Source organism: Streptomyces echinoruber (genome assembly GCF_014651135.1).
Taxonomy (GTDB): Bacteria; Actinomycetota; Actinomycetes; order Streptomycetales; family Streptomycetaceae; genus Streptomyces; species Streptomyces echinoruber.
This window is the reverse complement of sequence record NZ_BMWH01000002.1, coordinates 1-17,365: the sequence shown is the minus strand read 5'-3', so window position 1 is coordinate 17,365 and position 17,365 is coordinate 1. Positions and strand designations below refer to the sequence as shown.

The window sequence follows — 17,365 nt, the reverse complement described above, 5'->3', positions numbered from 1 at the left end:
TCACGTGTTCTGCCGGGGCGTGGGGCCGTCCGGCGCTTCGGCGACTCCCCTGCCCTCGTATTCATGGACCCTAACGCGCGGGTCCCTTCGGGGAATCCCGGTATGGGGGGTGTTCGCCGGGGGCGTAGCGACCGAGGGGTACGCGAACAGGCCCCGGAGCCTTTGCTGCGCTTCGGGGCCTGTTCCCGCTCTTCACGTCTTCGCGATCTTCGCGTCGTCCTGCCGTCCCGCGTCCGGGCCGGGGCCGGAGGCCGGGGCCGTCAGCCCTCGGTCTTCTCCTCGGCGGACTCGGTGGCCTCGGCGGACTCGGTGGCCTCGGCCGGCTGGGCGGACTCGGCGGCCTCGCCCTGGGCCTCCTCGGTCGCCTGGGCGGACTCGGTCTCCTCGTCCTCCTCGTCCTCGTCGAGGTCGATGACGTTGCCGTTGGTGTCCTTCACCGTGGCGGCCTCGACGACCAGGGCCAGGGCCTTGCCGCGGGCGACCTCGCCGACCAGGAGCGGGACCTGGTTGTTCTGGACGACGGCCTGGGCGAACTGGTCGGGGGACATGCCGGAGGAGGCGGCGCGCCGCATGAGGTGCTCGGTGAGCTCCTCCTGGTTGACGTTGAGCTTCTCCTTGGAGACGAGCTCGTCGAGCACGAACTGGGTCTTGATGCCCTTGATCGCGGCCTCGCGGGTCTCGTTCTCGAACTCCTCGGCGGTCTTGCCCTGGAGCTCCAGGTACTTGTCGAGGGTGAGACCCATCTGCGCGAGCTGGTGGTGCTCCAGGTTGTGCTTGCGGGTGTTGATCTCGTCCTCGAGGAGCTTCTCGGGGACCGGGACCTCGACCAGCTCCAGCAGCTTCTCCAGGACGCGCTCCTGGGCCTGGGTGGCCTGGTCGTACTTCTTCATGTTCTCCAGGCGCTTGCGGCTGTCGGCCCGCAGCTCCTCGAGGGTGTCGAACTCGGAGGCGAGCTGCGCGAACTCGTCGTCCAGCTCGGGCAGTTCGCGCTTGGCGACCTGGGTGACCTTGACGGTGACCTCGGCCTGGCGGCCGGCGGCCGAGCCGCCCTTGAGCTCGGAGGTGAAGGTGGCCTCCTCGCCGGCGGACAGGCCCTTCACGGCGTCGTCGATGCCGTCCAGCAGCTCACCGGAGCCGATGGTGTAGGAGACGTCCTTGGCGATGCCGTCCTCGAGGACCTTCCCGTCGACCTTGGCCTCCAGGTCGATCGTGACGACGTCGCCGTCCTCGGCGGCGCGCTCGACCGGGGTGGTGGAGGCGAAGCGCTCGCGCAGCTGCTGCACGGCCTTGTCGACGTCCTCGTCGGTGACCTCGACCGGGTCGACCTCGACCTCGATGCCGGAGTAGTCCGGGATCTCGATGGTCGGGCGGACGTCGACCTCGGCGGTGAAGTTCAGCGTCTCGCCGTCCTTCAGCTCGGTGATGTCGACCTCGGGCTGGCCCAGCGGGCTCAGCTCGGCCTCGTTGACCGCCTCGGTGTAGAACTTCGGAAGCGCGTCGTTGACGGCCTCCTCCAGGACGACTCCGCGGCCGAACCGCTGGTCGATGACGCGGGCCGGGACCTTGCCCTTGCGGAAGCCCTTCACCGTGACCTGCTGGTTGATCTTCTTGTACGCCGCGTCGAGGCTGTCCTTGAGCTCCTCGAAGGGCACCTCGACAGTGAGCCGAACCCGGGTCGGGTTCAGGGTCTCCACGGCGCTCTTCACGGTTCGGTCTCCTTGTGGCTGACTGCTGGGTTTCTGCCGGGGCCAGACCGGCCCGGCGGATTTCGCCGCCCCGAGGACTTCAGAGGGTGAGACACACGGGCGTGCAGCTTGCATAGTAACCGCAGGCCCTCTACGCCCCAAAGGCGATCACCCCGGGCGGTGGGCCCGGTCGCCGGCAGCCGGTTCGGCTGGTGGTCGGGGTGGCGGGATTTGAACCCACGGCCTTCCGCTCCCAAAGCGGACGCGCTACCAAGCTGCGCCACACCCCGTCTGGTGCGACACGTAGGGTACATGCCGATCGGCGCCGCGTCGGCCGCATTGCGCCGACGTCCGGGCGCGCGGCGGGGTGCGGGCGGACGCCGGGGCACGTACGGGGGCGCCGGCGTGCGTGGGGCGCGTGCGCGCGGGGGCGGGCGCCCGGATCGGTGCGGACCGGTGCCGACCGAACGGGGTGCGCGAGCAGGACCCGGGGGGAACGCGCGCGGGATGCGGAAAGAGACGGGAAGAGGGGGAACGCGCGCGGGGCTCGGGAAGCAAGGGGTGTGCGGCGACCGCGTACGACCCGCTACGATGCCTTGTGTGCCGTGGCCGCGCGATCTTCCGCGCGATCCGCGGCGCGTCGTCCTGCGGGCGTAGCTCAATGGTAGAGCCCCAGTCTTCCAAACTGGCTACGCGGGTTCGATTCCCGTCGCCCGCTCTGTGCACGGCTCCGGGCCCGGTCCTCCGCGCGATGCGGGGAACCGGGCCCGGGGTGTTTTCACCGACTGAACCCGGGGTGATCCCGGAGTGAATCCGGGGTGTCTCCGCCGCGGGCGCCGTCCCGGCCGGGGCGCTTCGCGGGCCTTCGCGGCGCGGGCGCCGAGGGTCCGGGCGGCGCGGGAGTCCTCTCCGCCACCGGGGCGGGTGCGCCGGGGCCGGGGATGCACAGGACTCGGCCGGGCCGGCCGGAACTCGACCAGGACCTGGGCCAGGACCCGGGTCGGGACCTGCTCAGAATCTGATCGAGTTGATCGTTTCGGCTATCGAGTTCAGGAACCGGTTGATGGACGGCGCCATCCCGGTGGAGGCGAGGAAGAAGCCGAAGAGGATCGCCACGATCGCGGGCCCGGCCTTGAGGGAGCCTCCGCGGAGCAGCACCACCAGGATGATCGCCAACAGCAGCACCACGGACAGTGAAATGGCCACAACTGATCCCACCCTCGGTCGGTCCGCTCTCCCGGCCCGGGGGCGCCAACCCCGCGCGCCCCCGCCAGAACCATCGTGCCACCAACGCGGCCCGCGTATGCGGCGCGTGACGCATCATCCGGCGACACGCCGCGCGGCGAAGGGGGAAACCGGGCACGTCCTTGCGTTCCGTACGGCAATTCGAGGCGTCCCCCACAGGGGAAGCACAGGGGAACCACAAGGGAATTCGACTGGATCCTTTCCGTGTCCACACATCTCGTGCGCACGGAATTCGGATGAGCGGCCGGGTGGTCCCGCGGGTGCGCCGCACGTCGCCACGCGCCCTGTCGACACGACGGACGAAGCACAACCAAGCGGACATTCAACCGGAGTCGCCCGCGAGTGTTATGCACCGCTTAGTCCCGACGAATGGCCACAAGGACGGCAGCACGGAGAGTGAACTCCCCAAGGACGCACGTGTGTTGCACGTGTGTTGCCCATCACGCCGACAAGGCCGTGGACTTCGCCGAATACGGGGTACCCGGGCGGTTAACCAGGAATGACGTCGGGGGTTTTACGAAATCCCACGGACAACGCTAGGGTGCCTGAGATGTTTCACGCTGCCTCGTCCCCCGTACGCCCGCAGACGGGCACCGACGCCGCAGGCACCCGGCCCGCCGCCCGCTCCGGCAAGCAGCGCGACGCCTTCTTCGACAACGCCAAGTATCTGGCGATCGTGCTGGTGGCCATGGGTCACGCCTGGGAGCCGCTCAAGGGTGACAGCCGGATCCTGGAAGGTGTGTACACGGTCGTGTACTGCTTCCACATGCCGGCGTTCATCCTCATCTCCGGTTTCTTCTCGCGCAGTTTCGACCTGCGCCCCGACCGGCTGAAGCGGCTGATCACCGGTGTCGCCGTCCCCTACGTCGTCTTCGAGACGGCGTACCCGCTCTTCAAGCGCGTCATCGACCACGCCCCCGACCAGGACATCAGCCTGCTCGACCCGTGGTACCTGACCTGGTTCCTGTGCGCGCTGTTCATCTGGCGGCTGACCACGCCGGTCTGGAAGCTGGTGCGCCGGCCGCTCCCGGTGGCCCTGGCCATCGCGATGCTGGCCTCGGTGTGCCCGAGCATCGGCGACGACCTCGACCTGCAGCGCACGCTGCAGTTCCTGCCGTACTTCGTGCTCGGCCTGTCGATGCGGCCCGAGCACTTCCAGCTGGTGCGCCGCCGCTCGGTGCGCATCCTGTCGGTGCCGGTGTTCGCCGCCGCACTGGCCGTCGGCTGGTGGGCGGTGCCGCGCATGAACACCGCGTGGTTCTACCACCGCGACTCCGCGCAGGAGCTGGGGGCGCCGTGGTGGACCGGGCCGGTGATGACGCTCGCCCTGTTCGGCTGCTCGCTGGTGCTGACGGCGTGCTTCTTCTCCTGGGTGCCGCGCCGCAGGATGTGGTTCACCTCGCTCGGCGCCGGCACGCTCTACGGCTACCTGCTGCACGGCTTCCTCGTGAAGGCCGGCGAGTACCGCGGCTGGTTCGACCACGCCTGGCTGCACCGGCCGCTGGGGGAGATCTCCGTGACCGTGCTGGCGGCCGTCGCCGTGACGCTGCTGTGCACGCCGCCGGTGCGCCGGGTCTTCCGGTGCGTGATGGAGCCGGAGATGAGGTGGGCGTTCCAGCAGGACGCGGCCGAGCTGGCCAGGGAGCGGGAACGGGAGCGTGCGAAGGCCGCCGCCTGACCGGGACACACCCCCGTCCCCACGAGAAACGGGCTGCCCGGTGCGGGCAGCCCGTTTCTCGTTGGGCGCCCGCCTGACGGAACCGGGGGCCCGGGCGCGTCAGCCACCCCCGGGCCCCCGGTTCCGTCAGGCGCCCTTCAGGTGCCGCATCAGGCGTTCGAAGTCCTGCCAGCCCGACAGGTCGGACGGGTCGCCCGGCAGCGGGTAGTACAGCGCCGGGCGGGTCCTCGGGCCCAGTTCCCTCGGGGCCTGCGGCAGGGGGGTGCGCCGTGCCCGGTCGCCCGGCATGGCCCGGACCTCCTCCGCGCCCAGCACGAAGGCGTACGGCACGCCGGGCCCCTCGAAGCGGGGCGGGACGGACAGGTCGCGGCGGGCGCGGCGGATCTGCACCAGCATGGACTGCAGGTCGTGGCGGGTGGCCAGGACCTCCGCCGCGCGCGGCACGGCCTCGGTGGGCGGCTCCTCGCCGGGGCCGTAGCCGAAGGCGAGGGTGACGTCCTCCTCGACGCCGCCCTTGGTGCGGGTGACCCGGACGGTGGCGAGGGCCGGGCGTTCCGGGGTGCCGACGACCACGCACCACGTCGGCTGCGGGGAGCGCTCGTGGGCCACGTCGGTCAACTGGCGCGGGGACCAGGGGAGGTTGGCGGGTTCCTCGGTGCCCCAGCCGGCCGGGGGCTCGCCGGTGATCTCGCGCCACACGGCCTCCACGGCGCCGCCCAGCACGAGGCGGTCGTCGGCCGGGTGGACGCAGCGGAAGGAGACCGCGAGCTGGCGCTCCCCGGTGTCCCCGGCCTTCTCGGCGTCCTTGCGGAAGGACTCGGCGATCGGGGTGCGCGGGTCCTCGGGGGTCGCGTCCGGCGACTCGACGGTGACGAACAGGCCGTTCTTCCACTCCAGGACGGCGCCGGACAGGCCGTCGTAGTAGCCGTCCTTCTCGTCCTGCACGACCCAGCGGGAGGGCCAGCCGGGCAGGGCGTTGCGGACGGCCGGGGAGAGGCGGGTGCCGGCCGGGGTGACGATCTGCAGGCCGAGCTGAGCCTCCGCGACGGCGCGGAAGGCGTCCGCGAGCCAGGCCGTCATGGCGACGACCGGGCGGTCCTGGATGACGACGGCGACCTTGTCGGTGAGGACGTCGACGGCGGGCTGGGCGGCGGCCGGGGCGGGGACGGCGGTGACGCCGTCGGTCTTGACCACGGCCAGCGACCTGGCGGCCTCGGGCGGCCAGGCGGTACCGCCGACCAGGTCGGCGATGCGGGCGGCGAAGGTGCCGGCGAGCTGCTCGGCCTGCTGGACGCCGGTGGTGGCGCGGGCCTCGGTCCACCAGTAGGGCACCTCGGGTTCCACGGCGCCGAGGAGGCGCTGCGCCTCTCCCCTGACCTGGACGAGCAGCGGGGCCTCGACGGAGACCAGGGGGCGGCCCTGGTCGTCGCAGAGCTGGACGAGGGCGCCGTCGCCCTCGGCGCCCACGAGGATGTCGGGGCCGCCGGCGAACAGGCCCGCGAGCACGCTCAGCGGGTCGGGCATCTTCTTGGTGAGAGCGATGACGTCCTTGGTCATGGGTGGTTCACCTGGTCCCCGCGTAGACGGTCTGGATCAGCCGGTTCGGCTCGCCCCTGCGCACCAGCGTTCCGCGGCCGGGTGGCTGCTGGCCGGCGTAGACGCCGGGGAAGAGCTGGCCCTCGCCGCGGTCGCCGGACATCACCAGGGCGGAGGCGCCGGACTCGCGCAGGCTCTGCAGCAGCGGCTCGTACAGGCCCCGGGAGGCGCCGGCGACCCGGCGGGTGAGGACGAAGTGCAGGCCGATGTCGACGGCGGAGGGAATGTACGGCACGAAGGGCGCCAGCGGCTGCTGGCCGGCGGTGGTGAGGACGTCGTAGTCGTCGACGAGGATCACGATGCGCGGGCCGGAGCCCCAGCTGCCCGGTTCCAGGTCGGCGGCGTCGGCGCTCTCGTCGGGCAGCCGCTTGTCCAGTTCGGAGGCGATGCCGGCGGCCAGCGCGCCGGCCAGCTTGGCGTTGTAGGCGTAGCCGCCCCGGTACTCCTCGGGGACGGCGCCGCGCAGGCCGCGGCGCGGGTCGAAGACGCCGAAGACGATCTCGTCGTCGCCGTAGCGCTCGATGAGGCCCTCGGTGATCACCTTGAGCAGGTTGGTCTTGCCGCACTCGCTGTCACCCATGATCAGCAGGTGCTGGTCGTGCTCGAACAGGTCGAGCAGGACGGGGGCGAGCTGAGTCTGCTCCAGGCCGATGGGGACGCGGCGCGGTTCGGCGGCCGGGCCGGGCAACTGGTGGGGTTCGAGGACGTGCGGCAGCACGCGGACGGGCTGGGCGACCTCACCGGTCCAGGTGGCGCGGACGGTGCGGGCGGTGCGCTCCAGGACGGCGCCGAGGTCGGCGGTGTCGGCCAGGCCGTCGGTGCGCGGCAGGGCGACCTGCGCGAACAGCTTGCCGTCGGTCAGGACGCGGCCCTTCTCCTCCGGGGCGAGGGTCTCGGCGAGCTTGCGGTCGATGCTGGACTCGCTCGGGTCGTTCAGGCGCAGCTCGACACGGGTGCCGAACTGGGACTGGGTGGCGATGCGCACGTCGTTCCAGCGCAGCATGCCCGCGACGACGTGGATGCCGTAGCCGCTGCCCCGCTTGAGGATGTCCACGACGGCGTCGTCGAGCTGCTCGAAGTCGTCGCGCAGGGCGCCGAAGCCGTCGATGAGCAGCACGATCTCGGTGGAGGCCAGCTCGGGGACGCGGCCCGCGGCGCGCAGCGTGCGCAGCTGCTCGACCGAGTCGATGCCGTGGACGCGGAACAGCTCCTCGCGCTGGTCGAGCATGGCGCGCACGGAGTCGATGGTGCGGGCGGCGCGCTCCCGGTCGGCGCGGCCGGCGACGCCGCCGACGTGCGGCAGGCCGGACAGGGCCTGCAGGCCGCCGCCGACCAGGTCGAGGCCGTAGATGCCGACCTCCTGCGGGGTGTGGGTGAGCGCCAGGGACAGGGCGAGGGTGCGCAGCAGGGTGGTCTTGCCGGACTGCGGGCCGCCGATGACCGCGGCGTGGCCGCCGGCGAGGGTGAGGTCCAGGTACCACTGGCCCTGCCACTGCTTGGTCGGGTCGTCGAGGATGCCCAGGGGCACCCGCAGCGGGCCGCGCCGCTTGGCGAGCTGCATGCCGCGCGGGCCGACCTCGACGGGCCCGGCGACCTTGTCGAGGGCGACGGCGTCGGGCAGCGGCGGCAGCCAGATGCGGCGCACCGGGCGCACCCCGGCGTCCTCCAACTGCCGCACCATGACGCCCATCTCGGTCGGGCCGGTCTCGCGGCGCCGCATCTGCGGCTCCTCGGGCGCGGAACTCTCGTCCTCGCCGAGGGTGTTGTACGCCTCGTACGGCAGCGCCAGCGGCCCGGTGTCCTCGGCCTCGCGCTGGACGGGGCCGCGGTAGGCGCCGGAGACGTAGCCGGCCTTGAAGCGCTCGTAGTGGCTGGTGTCGACCTTGAGGTAGCCGAAGCCGGGCAGCGGCGGCAGGTGGAAGGCGTCGGTGGTGTCCAGCACGGTGCGGGACTCGTCGGCGGAGAAGGTGCGCAGGCCCAGCCGGTAGGACAGGTAGGTCTCCAGGCCCTTGAGCTTGCCGGCCTCGATGCGCTGGCTGGACAGCAGCAGGTGGACGCCGATGGAGCGGCCGATGCGCCCGATGGACAGGAACAGGTCGATGAAGTCGGGCTTGGCGGTGAGGAGTTCGCCGAACTCGTCGATGACGACGAACAGGTGCGGCAGCGGCTCCAGATCGGGGCGCTTCTCGGCGCGCAGGGCGGCGTAGTGGCCGATGTCGGCGACGTTGCCGGCGTCCTTGAGGACCTGCTGGCGGCGCTTGACCTCGCCGGCCAGGGAGGCGTGGACGCGTTCGACGAGGCCGGCCTGGTTCTCCAGGTTGGTGATGACGCCGGCGACGTGCGGCAGGCCGGCGAAGGGCGCGAAGGTGGCGCCGCCCTTGTAGTCGACGAGGACGAGGGCGAGGTCCTCCGGCGGGTGGGTGGCGACCAGGGCGAGCACCAGGGTGCGCAGCAGCTCGGACTTGCCGGAGCCGGTGGCGCCGACGCACAGGCCGTGCGGGCCCATGCCGAGTTCGCTGGACTCCTTCAAATCGAGCAGGACGGGCTCGCGGGCGTCGTTGACGCCGATCGGCACGCGCAGGAAGGCGCGTTCGCCGCGCGGTGCCCACAGCCGGTCGAGGTCGAGACGGGCGACGTCGTCGATGCCGAGGAGTTCGGCGAAGTCGACCGGTCCGGTCAGCGGGGCGTCGGCGGTGGACTCGGCGGACAGCCGCAGCGGGGCGAGCATGCGGGCCAGGCCCTCGGCGAAGGGGACGCCGACCTCGTCGACGGTGCCGTGGGCGCTGATCGGCTCGGCCTCGCGCAGGTCCTCGATGAGGACGCGCTCGCCGTCGACGGTGATGCGCACGCCGACGTGGCCGGGCTCCTGGATGCGTTCGTCGAGCAGGTGCAGGACGGTGACGCCCATCTCGCGCAGGCCGACCGCGTCGTCGGGGCGGGGCAGGTCGACGGCGTCCTCGCCGTGCCCGTCGGCGACGACGAGCAGGCGGGAGGTCATGGCGAGGGCGTCCTGCCCGGACAGGCCGCGCCGCACCTCGGCCGCGTAGGAGGCGCGGCGGCGCAGCTCCGGGCCGATCCGGCGGGCGAGCTGGGGCACGGAGGGGGCGATGCGGCGGGCGGCGACGGGGCCGTCGTACTGCTCGGTGTCCAGCAGGTGGGGCAGCCACTTGGCCCACTCCCAGTCCGCCAGCCGGTCGCCGGGCACGGCGAGGGCCATCGCCACGTCGTCGGGGGCGTGGGTGGCGGCGGCCTGCACGAGCAGGGCGCGGGCGACGCGCAGGGTGTCCTCGCGGGGGCCGATGACGCTGACGTTGCCGACGCGGTCCAGCGGGACGGTGAGGGGGAGTTCGGTGCCGTGGCTGAAGCGGGCGACCAGCGCGGACGCCTCGTTCAGCATGAACTCGTCCGGCGGGGTGAGCACCGAGGAGCCCTGCTGGGCGACCTTCAGGTCCCGCACCGGCATCTCGCCGGTACCGACCCGCACGCGCAGGAAGTCGCCGTCCAGGCGCCGCCGTTCCCACAGCCGCGCCGGGTCGCGCACGATGTCGTACAGGGCGTCCGGCGGCGGGTTGAGCACCTGGGCGGTCTCGCGGCGCTCCCGCTCCTCCCCCGACAGCTCCTCGCGCAGGTCCTCCAGGTAGGCGAGGTAGGCCTCGCGCTGGGTGCGGCGGGTGCGCTGGGCCTTGCCGCGCTGGGAGAAGACGAGGGTGAGCGAGCCGAGCACGGTGACCAGGAGGATGATCGCGCCCAGCCCGGCGAACTGGCTGTTGCGCACCACCGTCATCATCACCACGGACGACATCACACCGGCCACGGGCAGCAGCGAGGTCGCGATCGAACCCGCCTTGCCCTCGGGCAGGTTGGGCGGCGCCTCGATGGTGCGCGGCTCGGGGGCGGCCGGGGGCCGGGTGGTCCGGGCCGGGCGGTGGATCAGTCGGGTGCTCATCGTCGTCCCTGTCTTCCCTCGTCCCTTGAAGTCCCTTCGTGCCGGGGGCGGTCAGCGGCGCTTCTGGGAGAGCCGGAACACCTCGGCGGCCAGCTCGGTGACCGCCTGCCGGGTGGCCCGCGCGAGCAGGTCGGTGCGGATGGCGCCGCCGGCCGCCAGGTGCCGGTCGTAGGGCAGCACGCGCACGTGCGCGCCGGTCGCCTTCACCTGCTCGGCGGCCTTCTCCAGGTCCAGGCCGGGGTGCGGGACGGTCTCGGTGAGGACGACGACGGTGGAGGTCATCACGTCCCGGGGCAGGCCGCGCATCCACTCCAGCACCGCGTAGGTGCTGGTGAGGCCCTCCAGGGTGGCCGGCACGGTCAGCACCCGCGCCTGTGCCGCCGACAGCGCGGCGCGGGCCACCTCGGCGGGCAGGGTCTCGCAGTCGACGACGGTGACGCCGAAGTAGCGGCGCAGCGACACCATGACGCGCTCGTAGCCCCTGGTGTCGAGCATCGCGCCGACCTGCCCCTGGCTGCCGGGCAGCAGCCAGGCGTTGTCGGGGAGCTGGACCAGGTAGCCGGTGACGTCCAGCAGCGACATCTGCGGCTCGACGATCCCGGCGAGGTCGCCGGTGGTCCAGCGCAGCGTCTGGGCGCCGAGCCGCAGCGGCAGCGAGCCGAGCGCCGGGTCGGCCTCGACGAGGAGCACCGGGTCGTGCCGGTAGTGGGCGTAGGTGGTGCCCAGGAGGGCGGTGACCGTGGTCTTGCCCGAGCCGCCGCGGATCGAGGTCACCGCGATCTGCCGGCCGGTGGTGACCGCCTGCTGCAGCACCTCCGCGGTCGCGGTGGTCTCGGCGACCTCGCGGGCGGCCGAGGAGGAGACGGTGCGGCGCACGGTCCGCCAGGCGCGGGCGGTGAACGGCTCGCCGCGGCGGGGCTTGAGGCCGGCGGCGGCGAACCGCTTGTCGACCACCGGGCGGGAGTCGGGGGCGGCGCGGTGGGCGGGCGCGGGCTGCGGCCGGGGCTGGGCCTGGGGCTGGAGTTGGGTCTGGGACTGGGGGGCCGGGTACGGCTGCTGGGGGTGGGCGGGCGCGGCCTGGGCGGGCGCGGTGTGGGCGGCGTGGGCCTGGGCGGCCGCCTGGTCGAGGGCGGGCTGCGCCGGGTACGGCTGCGTGGCACCGGCGGCGGCCTGCCCGGCGTGCGGCTGGGGGTGCGGGTAGCCGTAGGCGGGTGCGGCGGAGGCGTGCTCCTGCGGCGGGTAGCCGTAGGCGGGCGCGGCCACGGCCTGCTCCCGCGAAGACTGCCCCGGCGCGGGTACGGCCGTGCCTGTGCCAGGGGTGCCCGCGCCGGGCGTGTCCGGCTGCCGCGGCTCCCGCTGTTCCTGCTGCCCCGGCTCGGACGGCTGCGGCTGCTGCGGCCGGGACGCGGTGCTCCTCAGGTCGCGCAGCACGTCGCTCTGCCAGTTGTCCCCGTTCGGCATGTCGCCCTTCTCCCCTGCCCTCAGAACTTGTCGAGCAGCTGTCCGTAGATGCCGAACACCCCCACGGCGAGCGGGAAGAGCCCGATCACGCCGAGGGACTCGACCAGGTCGGCGAAGCGGCGCAGCCGCACCCGCACGTGCTCCGGCGGCTCGATGGCGAGCGCCAGCAGCGGCAGCAGCGCGGCCACGCCCAGCAGCACCAGGGCGCCCGCGCCGCCGGCGTGGTCCAGCCACAGCACCGCGAGCCGTACGACGAGCAGCGCGGCGGCCGCGAACAGCGCCACCACCTCGGCCACCAGCGGGAAGGCCCGCGCCCGGGACAGCAGCACCACGGCGGTCAGCGAGGCCAGCACCACGGTCCACGCGGTGGGCCGCGCGGCGGTGGTCAGCAGCCAGCCGCCGGCGGCGGCCGAGGCGGCGGTGACCACGGTGGCCAGGGCGAGCCCGCGGTGGGTGGCGGCGAGCGCGTTGGCGACCTGGTGCCGGCTGACCGAGGCGCCCGAGGACCGCTTGTCGTCCAGCCCGGTCAGGCCGGAGGCCATCAGCGCGAACCGCGGCAGCAGCCCGAGCAGCACCACCGAGAACACCGCCATCACCGCGCCCAGCCGGTCCGGCCGGTCCTGTACGGCGGCGACGGCCTCCCACACGGCGGTGACCACGGCCGCCGCGCCGGCCCCGATCAGCCCGCCGCGGCCGAGCGGCGAGAAGTAGGCGAGCAGCACGAGCGTGAGCACCAGCGCGCCGACGACACCGGCCAGCCGGGCGGTCGCGCTCCAGGAGTCGGCGTCGGCGGCGGTCCACGCGGCGAGCACTCCGAGCCCGCCGGAGGCCAGCAGCAGCGCGGTGGCCAGTCCCCGGTTGCCGCCGCCGATCCGCGCCACGAGCGCACCCGCGACGAGGAGGACGACGGTGGCGGCGGCGAGCGCGCCGGCGACGGAGTCCAGCGCGAACTCCCGGCGCGCCAGCAGCGCCGCGGCCACGGCGAACGCCACGGTGGCCACCCCGGCGCTGACCCGGCGCGCGGCCGGGCGCCAGCGCCAGGAGCGCAGGTCGAGGTCGTCGGCGACCTGGTCGGTGACGTCGTGCACGACCGGCGCGGGCGGTGCGGCGTGGGCGCGCACCAGGCGCAGCACGGCGCCGTCGGGGACCTCGGCCGAGGCGAGGGTGGCGTCGTGCGGCAGCACCGAGCCGTCGGAGGTGATCAGCTGCCGGGTGGTGGGCCGGTTGGCGACGCGGTCGTCGAGCAACCGCAGGATGTCGGGAAGCAGTTGGCCGATCGGTGTGTCCGACGGCAGGACGATGTCGGCACGTCGCCGCTCACCGACCAGGGTGACCCGGCTGAGCTGGGTCCGGGACGTCGTTGCTGCGCTCACCACTCACCGGAACCTATCATCGCGTCGTTTCGGCCACGGAGCCCGCGGGGGCGTGAACACCCGGTCGCGCACACGCCGTTCACCGCTTCCCCGCCGTGGTGCCCTCGGCGGAGGGCGTCGGGTTGTACAACTGCTCCTGCTGCTGTTGCTGCTTGCGCTGTTCGGCCTTCTGCTTGGCCAGGGTGGCCTGCAGGAAGGACCAGCCGACGCAGCCCGCGCACAGCACGGCGGCGATGGCGATGCCCGCGAACACCTTGCCGAGCCGCTCGTCCGCCGTGCGCCGGGCGCGCTGTGCGCCGAACAGCAGCGCGTCGCGCAGCCGGCGCCGGCGCACCGCCACCGACTCCAGCAGCTGGCTGTCGTAGTCCCGTGTCATGAGTCGTCGTCTGCTTCAGTCGTCGTCTGCTTCGGTCGTCTTCGCCGGGTCGTCGGTCGTCACTGGTCGGTCGTCACTGGTCGGTCGTCAACGCCGGTTCGTCAGCGGCCGTTTGCCGGTGGTCGGTCGTCGGCGGCCGGCGCCGGTGGTCGTTCGCCGGTGGTCGGTCGTGGCCGGCCGGTCGTGGCCGGCCGGTCGTCGGCGGTCAGGCCCAAGTGGCGGCGCATGGCGGTGTACTTGGCGGCCAGGCGCCGGGCGGTGGGGGCGTCGAGGGCGGCCAGGCGGCGCGGGTCGGCGTTGTGCGCGAGGTCGGCCGCCTTGACGAGCCGGGCGCCCGGGGTGGCCAGGATCCGGCGGGCGTAGGCCTCCGGTTCCTCCCCCGGCCGCTTGGTGACGGCCCGCACCACGTCCTTGGTGCGCTGCGGGAGCGCGGCCGCCTCGAGCCACTCCTCGTCGAGGACGCCGTCCTCCACCGCGTCGTGCAGCCAGGCGGCGGCGACGAGTTCGTCTCCCCCGCCCCGGGCGCGCACGCCCTCGGCCACGGCCGCCAGGTGCTCCGCGTACGGCCGTCCCGCCTTGTCGGTCTGCCCGGCGTGCGCGGCGCGGGCGACGGCCTCGACGTCGGCGACGCTCATGAGCGTCCCGGCGTCCGCCGGCGCCTGCGGGCGCGCTTCCCGGGCTCGACGGTGCCCGTCCTGTGGCATGACTCCCCCTGACTCCGCCCCGGCAACATAAGGCATCGGGGAGCGCGGAGTACACCCTGGGGCCGTCACGTCACGAGCCCGAGGCCAGCCCCGACACGATCATGAACAGGAGCCACAGGACCGGCACGAGGGCGACGTAGGCGAGCGGCCGCCGGTGCACCGGCACGCCCGGATCGATCTGCTGCCCGTGCTGTCCCGGCACCGGAGGCTGGAGCTTCTTCACCTTGCGGGCGGCGACGAGGTTGTAGAGCAGCGTGAACGGCGTGAACAGGAACAGCGAGAACGGGCTCCACCAGCCCTGCCACAGCGTCTCCGTCGTCAGCGTCCGGTACGCGCCCAGCCCGCAGGTCGCGCACATCGGCCCGTCCAGCTTCCGGAACGTCATGAGGATCAGGATCCCCCGGTGGGCCCGGAAAGCGACGGGAACGGCGGGGGCGCCGCCGCAGAACCTGCACATGAGGGGGGCGCCGGGGTGGGGAGCGCCGTAGGGCTGGGGGTGGGCGTACGGGGCGGCCGGCTGCGGATGACCGGGCTGCGCGGCGTAGGGCTGCGGGTGACCGGGTTGCGCGGCGTAGGGCTGCGGGTGACCGGGCTGCGCGGCGTACGGCTGCGGGTGACCGGGCTGCGCGGCGTACGGCTGCGCGGCCTGGGGCGGGTACGAGGTGGCGTACGGGTTGCCCTGCGGCGGGGACCCGTACGGATTGCCCTGGATCGGCTGGTGGCTGCCGGGCGCGGGCGGCGTGGTCATGGTGAGGTGCTCCCCCGTGGTGTCGTGTGGATCGTCCTGTGGATGGTGTACGTGCGTGTCGTGTGGCGTGTGCCGACGTCTCGGGCCGCGCTATGCGTCCTTGGCGAGCGTTTTGACCGCGTCGGCGTTCGGGGCGTCGCGCAGGGAGCCCGGCAGGGCCCGCCCGCGGTTGCCCTCCGGGTCGGACAGCATCTCCGCGAGGGCCTGGGACGGCGGGACGCCCCGCCCCTTGGCCTCCTGCAGCCGGGCGTGCCAGTGACCGCCCTCGGCGAGGGCCCGGCCTCCCGCGGCCTTGCGCGGCACCCACGCGGCGGCGTCGTCCTCGTCGCTCGCCCACACGTACCCGAGGGCCGTGCCGCCCTCCTTGTCGGCCACCGTGAAGTACCGCACCGGCTTGTCGGTCCAGGTCCGGTACCGCGCCGGCCCCGGCGCCACGAGGTCGAAGCGCACGTCCTCGCCGAAGCGCGGGTTGATCGGTCGTTCACTGCTCATGAAGTCCACGCTTCCCCGGCTCCGCCGCCGGGGCGGTGGCGGTGACGTGGTGCACCGGATGAAACATACGATGTCGTCTTCGCTAATCACCTTTGGCCAGAGCCTCGATCGCTGCGGCGTTCGGGGCATCAGCGAGGGACCCCGGCAGGGGGCGGCCCTTGCCGGCCGGCTCCGGGTCGCCGTACAGCTCGGCCAAGGCCTGGGACGGGCGGATGCCCCGCTCCTTGGCGTTGCGCAGCCGACGGATCCAGAAACCGCCCTCGTTCACCGCCCGGGCACCGGCGGCCTCCCGCGGTTCGTACGCGGCGGCGTTGTCCTCGTCGCCCGCCCACAGGTACCCGAGGATCGCACCGCCCTGCTTGTCGACAACCGTGAAGTACTGCACCGGCTTATCGGTCCAGTCCCGGTAGCGGGGCGGACCGCCCGGCGCCTCCTGAAACCGCATGTCCTCGGCGAAGCGCGGGTTGATCGGTCGTTCACTGCTCATGAAGCCTGCATTCCTTTGCCTCTGCCTGATCCGCGACGATGCTACGGCCTCGGCAGGACCTCCCCATAGACGTGGTACTTGCCGTCCGTCTCGTCCAGGAAAACGCGCGTCACCTTGTACTTCGTACCGCGAGCAAGCAGCATTTCCCGTTCTCCGGGATTCGCGGAGATGTGGTCGATCCAGAGAGCCGGCGTGCCCTTCGGCACCCGCAGGTGCATGTGCACCGGCTTGAGGTCGAAGGGCGGCGGCACCGTCTTGCCGAGCGCCGTGGAGGTGTATGCGGCGTCCCCGTAGATGTTGCCCTCCATCTCCAGCGGTGACCTCAGGTTCAGATGGTCGATCCCGGTACCTCGGACGACCATGACGTCCTCGGGCACGGGACGGGTGCCCATGACCTTGTCCATCTCATCGATGGTGTGCTGGATGTGGGAAGACACCTCGGGGATCTCACCCCGCAGGAAACCGTTGATCTGCGTGTAATAGTGGTCGCTGTAGGTGTACAGCGCGTCTCGCGGGCCGTCGTCGAGGTTGTCGAGGTAGTCGTTCCAGTACGTGTCGCCGTACGCCTGCCCTGCCTCGTTGGAGAGACTGGGCGCGGGATTCGTGCCCGGCGTCAGCTCCGCCATGGCCACCGCGTGCCGGTCCGCGTCGGTGGGCAGGTTGCCGAAGTCGTCCGCCGACATGAGCGGTTTGTACTCGAACTGCTCCCCGGCCCCGCCGTGCTCCGGCATGTCCGTGCCCGGGTGGCCGGAGGCCGTCGTGGCGTCGGCGCCGTGGTGCGGGGTGATGTCCGCCGGGTCGTGCGGAGCGTCCGGGTAGCCGGTGTCGTCCGTGTGGCCGGTGCCGTCGTGCCCGCCGTCGTGGTGCCCGCCGCCGTCGTGGCCGTGCCCGCCGCTGTCGTGGCCGTGGCCGGCGCCGTCGTGGCCGTGGCCGGCGGTGTCGTGCCCGGCGCCGTGGGAGGTGTCGCCGGTGTGGCCGCCCGGGGTGTCGTGGCCGGTGCCGTGCGGCGTCTCCGTCGTGTGGGTGCCGGGGACGTCGTGGCCGCCGGTGTGCGGGGTGGTGGCCGTGCCGGTGTGGTCGTGGGCCGTGGGGGCGTGGTCGTACGAGGCCGGGGTCGCCGGGTGGTCGTACGACGACGGTGCCGGTGTGTGGTCGTACGACGACGGCGTGGGCGTGTGGTTGTACGACGACGGCGTGGGCGTGTGGTCGTACGACGACGGCGTGGGCGTCGTGTCGTAGCGCGGCCCGGCGTCGGTGGCGGCGTCGGTCGTGTGGGCCACGCCGTCGCCGGTGTGGACTCCGGCGTACACCGGCTGCGGGTCCTGGATGGTCCAGTGGGCCGGAAGCTGGGGAGCAGCCTCGTGCGGCACCGGTGTGGTGTCGATCGTGCCGTCGTGGCCGATCAGGTTGCCGTCGCCGTCCAGCAGGCGGCCGTCCGGCAGGTGCACGGTGCCGTCGGGGAGGGTGGGCATGTCGATCTTGCCGGCGCCCTTGATGGCCTTGGCGATGTCGCCGAGTTTGGACAGGCCCGCCCCGGCGGCCTTGCCGACATACGTCATCGGGTCGATGATCCG

13 protein-coding genes and 2 tRNA genes are annotated in these 17,365 nt (G+C 73.0%); 2 read left to right on the top strand and 13 right to left on the bottom strand.

Annotation, left to right across the window (positions count from 1 at the left end; all coding sequences use genetic code 11):
* Positions 1-260: 260 nt before the first annotated feature.
* Positions 261-1,706, bottom strand: coding sequence for a trigger factor (tig, locus tag IE225_RS02975; protein WP_190055719.1), 1,446 nt, complete (start codon positions 1,704-1,706; stop codon positions 261-263).
* A 192-nt stretch (positions 1,707-1,898) separates the two neighbouring features.
* Positions 1,899-1,975, bottom strand: a tRNA-Pro gene (locus IE225_RS02970).
* Positions 1,976-2,332: 357 nt separating this feature from the next.
* Here IE225_RS02970 and IE225_RS02965 point away from each other — a divergent pair.
* Positions 2,333-2,403: transfer RNA gene (locus IE225_RS02965), tRNA-Gly, on the top strand.
* Between the two features lie 293 nt (positions 2,404-2,696).
* Here IE225_RS02965 and IE225_RS02960 read toward each other — a convergent pair.
* Complete coding sequence (locus IE225_RS02960; protein ID WP_190055718.1) at positions 2,697-2,891, bottom strand: hypothetical protein; 195 nt, start codon at positions 2,889-2,891, stop codon at positions 2,697-2,699.
* 589 nt (positions 2,892-3,480) lie between these two features.
* Here IE225_RS02960 and IE225_RS02955 point away from each other — a divergent pair.
* Entirely contained in the window at positions 3,481-4,608 is a 1,128-nt protein-coding gene (locus IE225_RS02955) for an acyltransferase family protein (RefSeq protein ID WP_190055717.1), read from the top strand.
* A 126-nt stretch (positions 4,609-4,734) separates the two neighbouring features.
* On the opposite strand, the gene IE225_RS02950 is transcribed toward IE225_RS02955, so the two are convergent.
* The 10 genes from IE225_RS02950 to IE225_RS02905 all read right to left on the bottom strand — a co-directional run.
* Positions 4,735-6,165: a DUF6177 family protein gene (locus IE225_RS02950; protein WP_190055716.1), complete on the bottom strand. Its 1,431-nt coding sequence runs from the start codon at positions 6,163-6,165 to the stop codon at positions 4,735-4,737.
* A gap of 7 nt (positions 6,166-6,172) precedes the next feature.
* Positions 6,173-10,150, bottom strand: a complete 3,978-nt coding sequence (gene eccCa, locus IE225_RS02945; protein WP_190055715.1) for a type VII secretion protein EccCa — start codon at positions 10,148-10,150, stop codon at positions 6,173-6,175.
* Positions 10,151-10,201: 51 nt separating this feature from the next.
* Positions 10,202-11,611: a MinD/ParA family ATP-binding protein gene (locus tag IE225_RS32810; protein ID WP_229879192.1), complete on the bottom strand. Its 1,410-nt coding sequence runs from the start codon at positions 11,609-11,611 to the stop codon at positions 10,202-10,204.
* Between the two features lie 20 nt (positions 11,612-11,631).
* A complete protein-coding gene (gene eccD / locus IE225_RS02935; RefSeq protein WP_190055714.1) occupies positions 11,632-12,987 on the bottom strand; it encodes a type VII secretion integral membrane protein EccD in 1,356 nt (451 codons plus the stop codon).
* A gap of 76 nt (positions 12,988-13,063) precedes the next feature.
* The gene (locus tag IE225_RS02930) at positions 13,064-13,360 is read right to left on the bottom strand and encodes a hypothetical protein (RefSeq protein WP_190055713.1); all 297 of its coding nucleotides are present in this window, start codon (positions 13,358-13,360) and stop codon (positions 13,064-13,066) included.
* Between the two features lie 101 nt (positions 13,361-13,461).
* Positions 13,462-13,995 (bottom strand): HD domain-containing protein, encoded by a 534-nt coding sequence (locus IE225_RS02925; RefSeq protein ID WP_229879191.1) that lies wholly within the window; start codon positions 13,993-13,995, stop codon positions 13,462-13,464.
* Positions 13,996-14,134: 139 nt separating this feature from the next.
* The gene (locus IE225_RS02920) at positions 14,135-14,812 is read right to left on the bottom strand and encodes a hypothetical protein (RefSeq protein WP_190055711.1); all 678 of its coding nucleotides are present in this window, start codon (positions 14,810-14,812) and stop codon (positions 14,135-14,137) included.
* Positions 14,813-14,902: 90 nt separating this feature from the next.
* Entirely contained in the window at positions 14,903-15,304 is a 402-nt protein-coding gene (locus IE225_RS02915) for a hypothetical protein (RefSeq protein WP_190055710.1), read from the bottom strand.
* An 82-nt stretch (positions 15,305-15,386) separates the two neighbouring features.
* Positions 15,387-15,791 carry a hypothetical protein gene (locus tag IE225_RS02910; RefSeq protein ID WP_190055709.1) on the bottom strand — a complete coding sequence of 135 codons (405 nt, stop codon included), beginning with the start codon at positions 15,789-15,791 and terminating at the stop codon, positions 15,387-15,389.
* A 41-nt stretch (positions 15,792-15,832) separates the two neighbouring features.
* Positions 15,833-17,365 (bottom strand): ADP-ribosyltransferase (locus IE225_RS02905; protein ID WP_308432437.1); only part of this gene is annotated, 1,533 nt, incomplete at its 5' end.

Bases quoted from the DNA above. Each gene is read 5' to 3' on its own strand.
- IE225_RS02915 (WP_190055710.1), bottom strand. From the start codon at position 15,304: ATGAGCAGTGAACGACCGATCAACCCGCGCTTCGGCGAGGACGTGCGC.
- IE225_RS02910 (WP_190055709.1), bottom strand. From the start codon at position 15,791: ATGAGCAGTGAACGACCGATCAACCCGCGCTTCGCCGAGGACATGCGG.
- IE225_RS02920 (WP_190055711.1), bottom strand. From the start codon at position 14,812: ATGACCACGCCGCCCGCGCCCGGCAGCCACCAGCCGATCCAGGGCAAT.
- IE225_RS32810 (WP_229879192.1), bottom strand. From the start codon at position 11,611: ATGCCGAACGGGGACAACTGGCAGAGCGACGTGCTGCGCGACCTGAGG.
- IE225_RS02925 (WP_229879191.1), bottom strand. From the start codon at position 13,995: ATGAGCGTCGCCGACGTCGAGGCCGTCGCCCGCGCCGCGCACGCCGGG.
- IE225_RS02930 (WP_190055713.1), bottom strand. From the start codon at position 13,360: ATGACACGGGACTACGACAGCCAGCTGCTGGAGTCGGTGGCGGTGCGC.
- IE225_RS02950 (WP_190055716.1), bottom strand. From the start codon at position 6,165: ATGACCAAGGACGTCATCGCTCTCACCAAGAAGATGCCCGACCCGCTG.
- IE225_RS02955 (WP_190055717.1), top strand. From the start codon at position 3,481: ATGTTTCACGCTGCCTCGTCCCCCGTACGCCCGCAGACGGGCACCGAC.
- eccCa (WP_190055715.1), bottom strand. From the start codon at position 10,150: ATGAGCACCCGACTGATCCACCGCCCGGCCCGGACCACCCGGCCCCCG.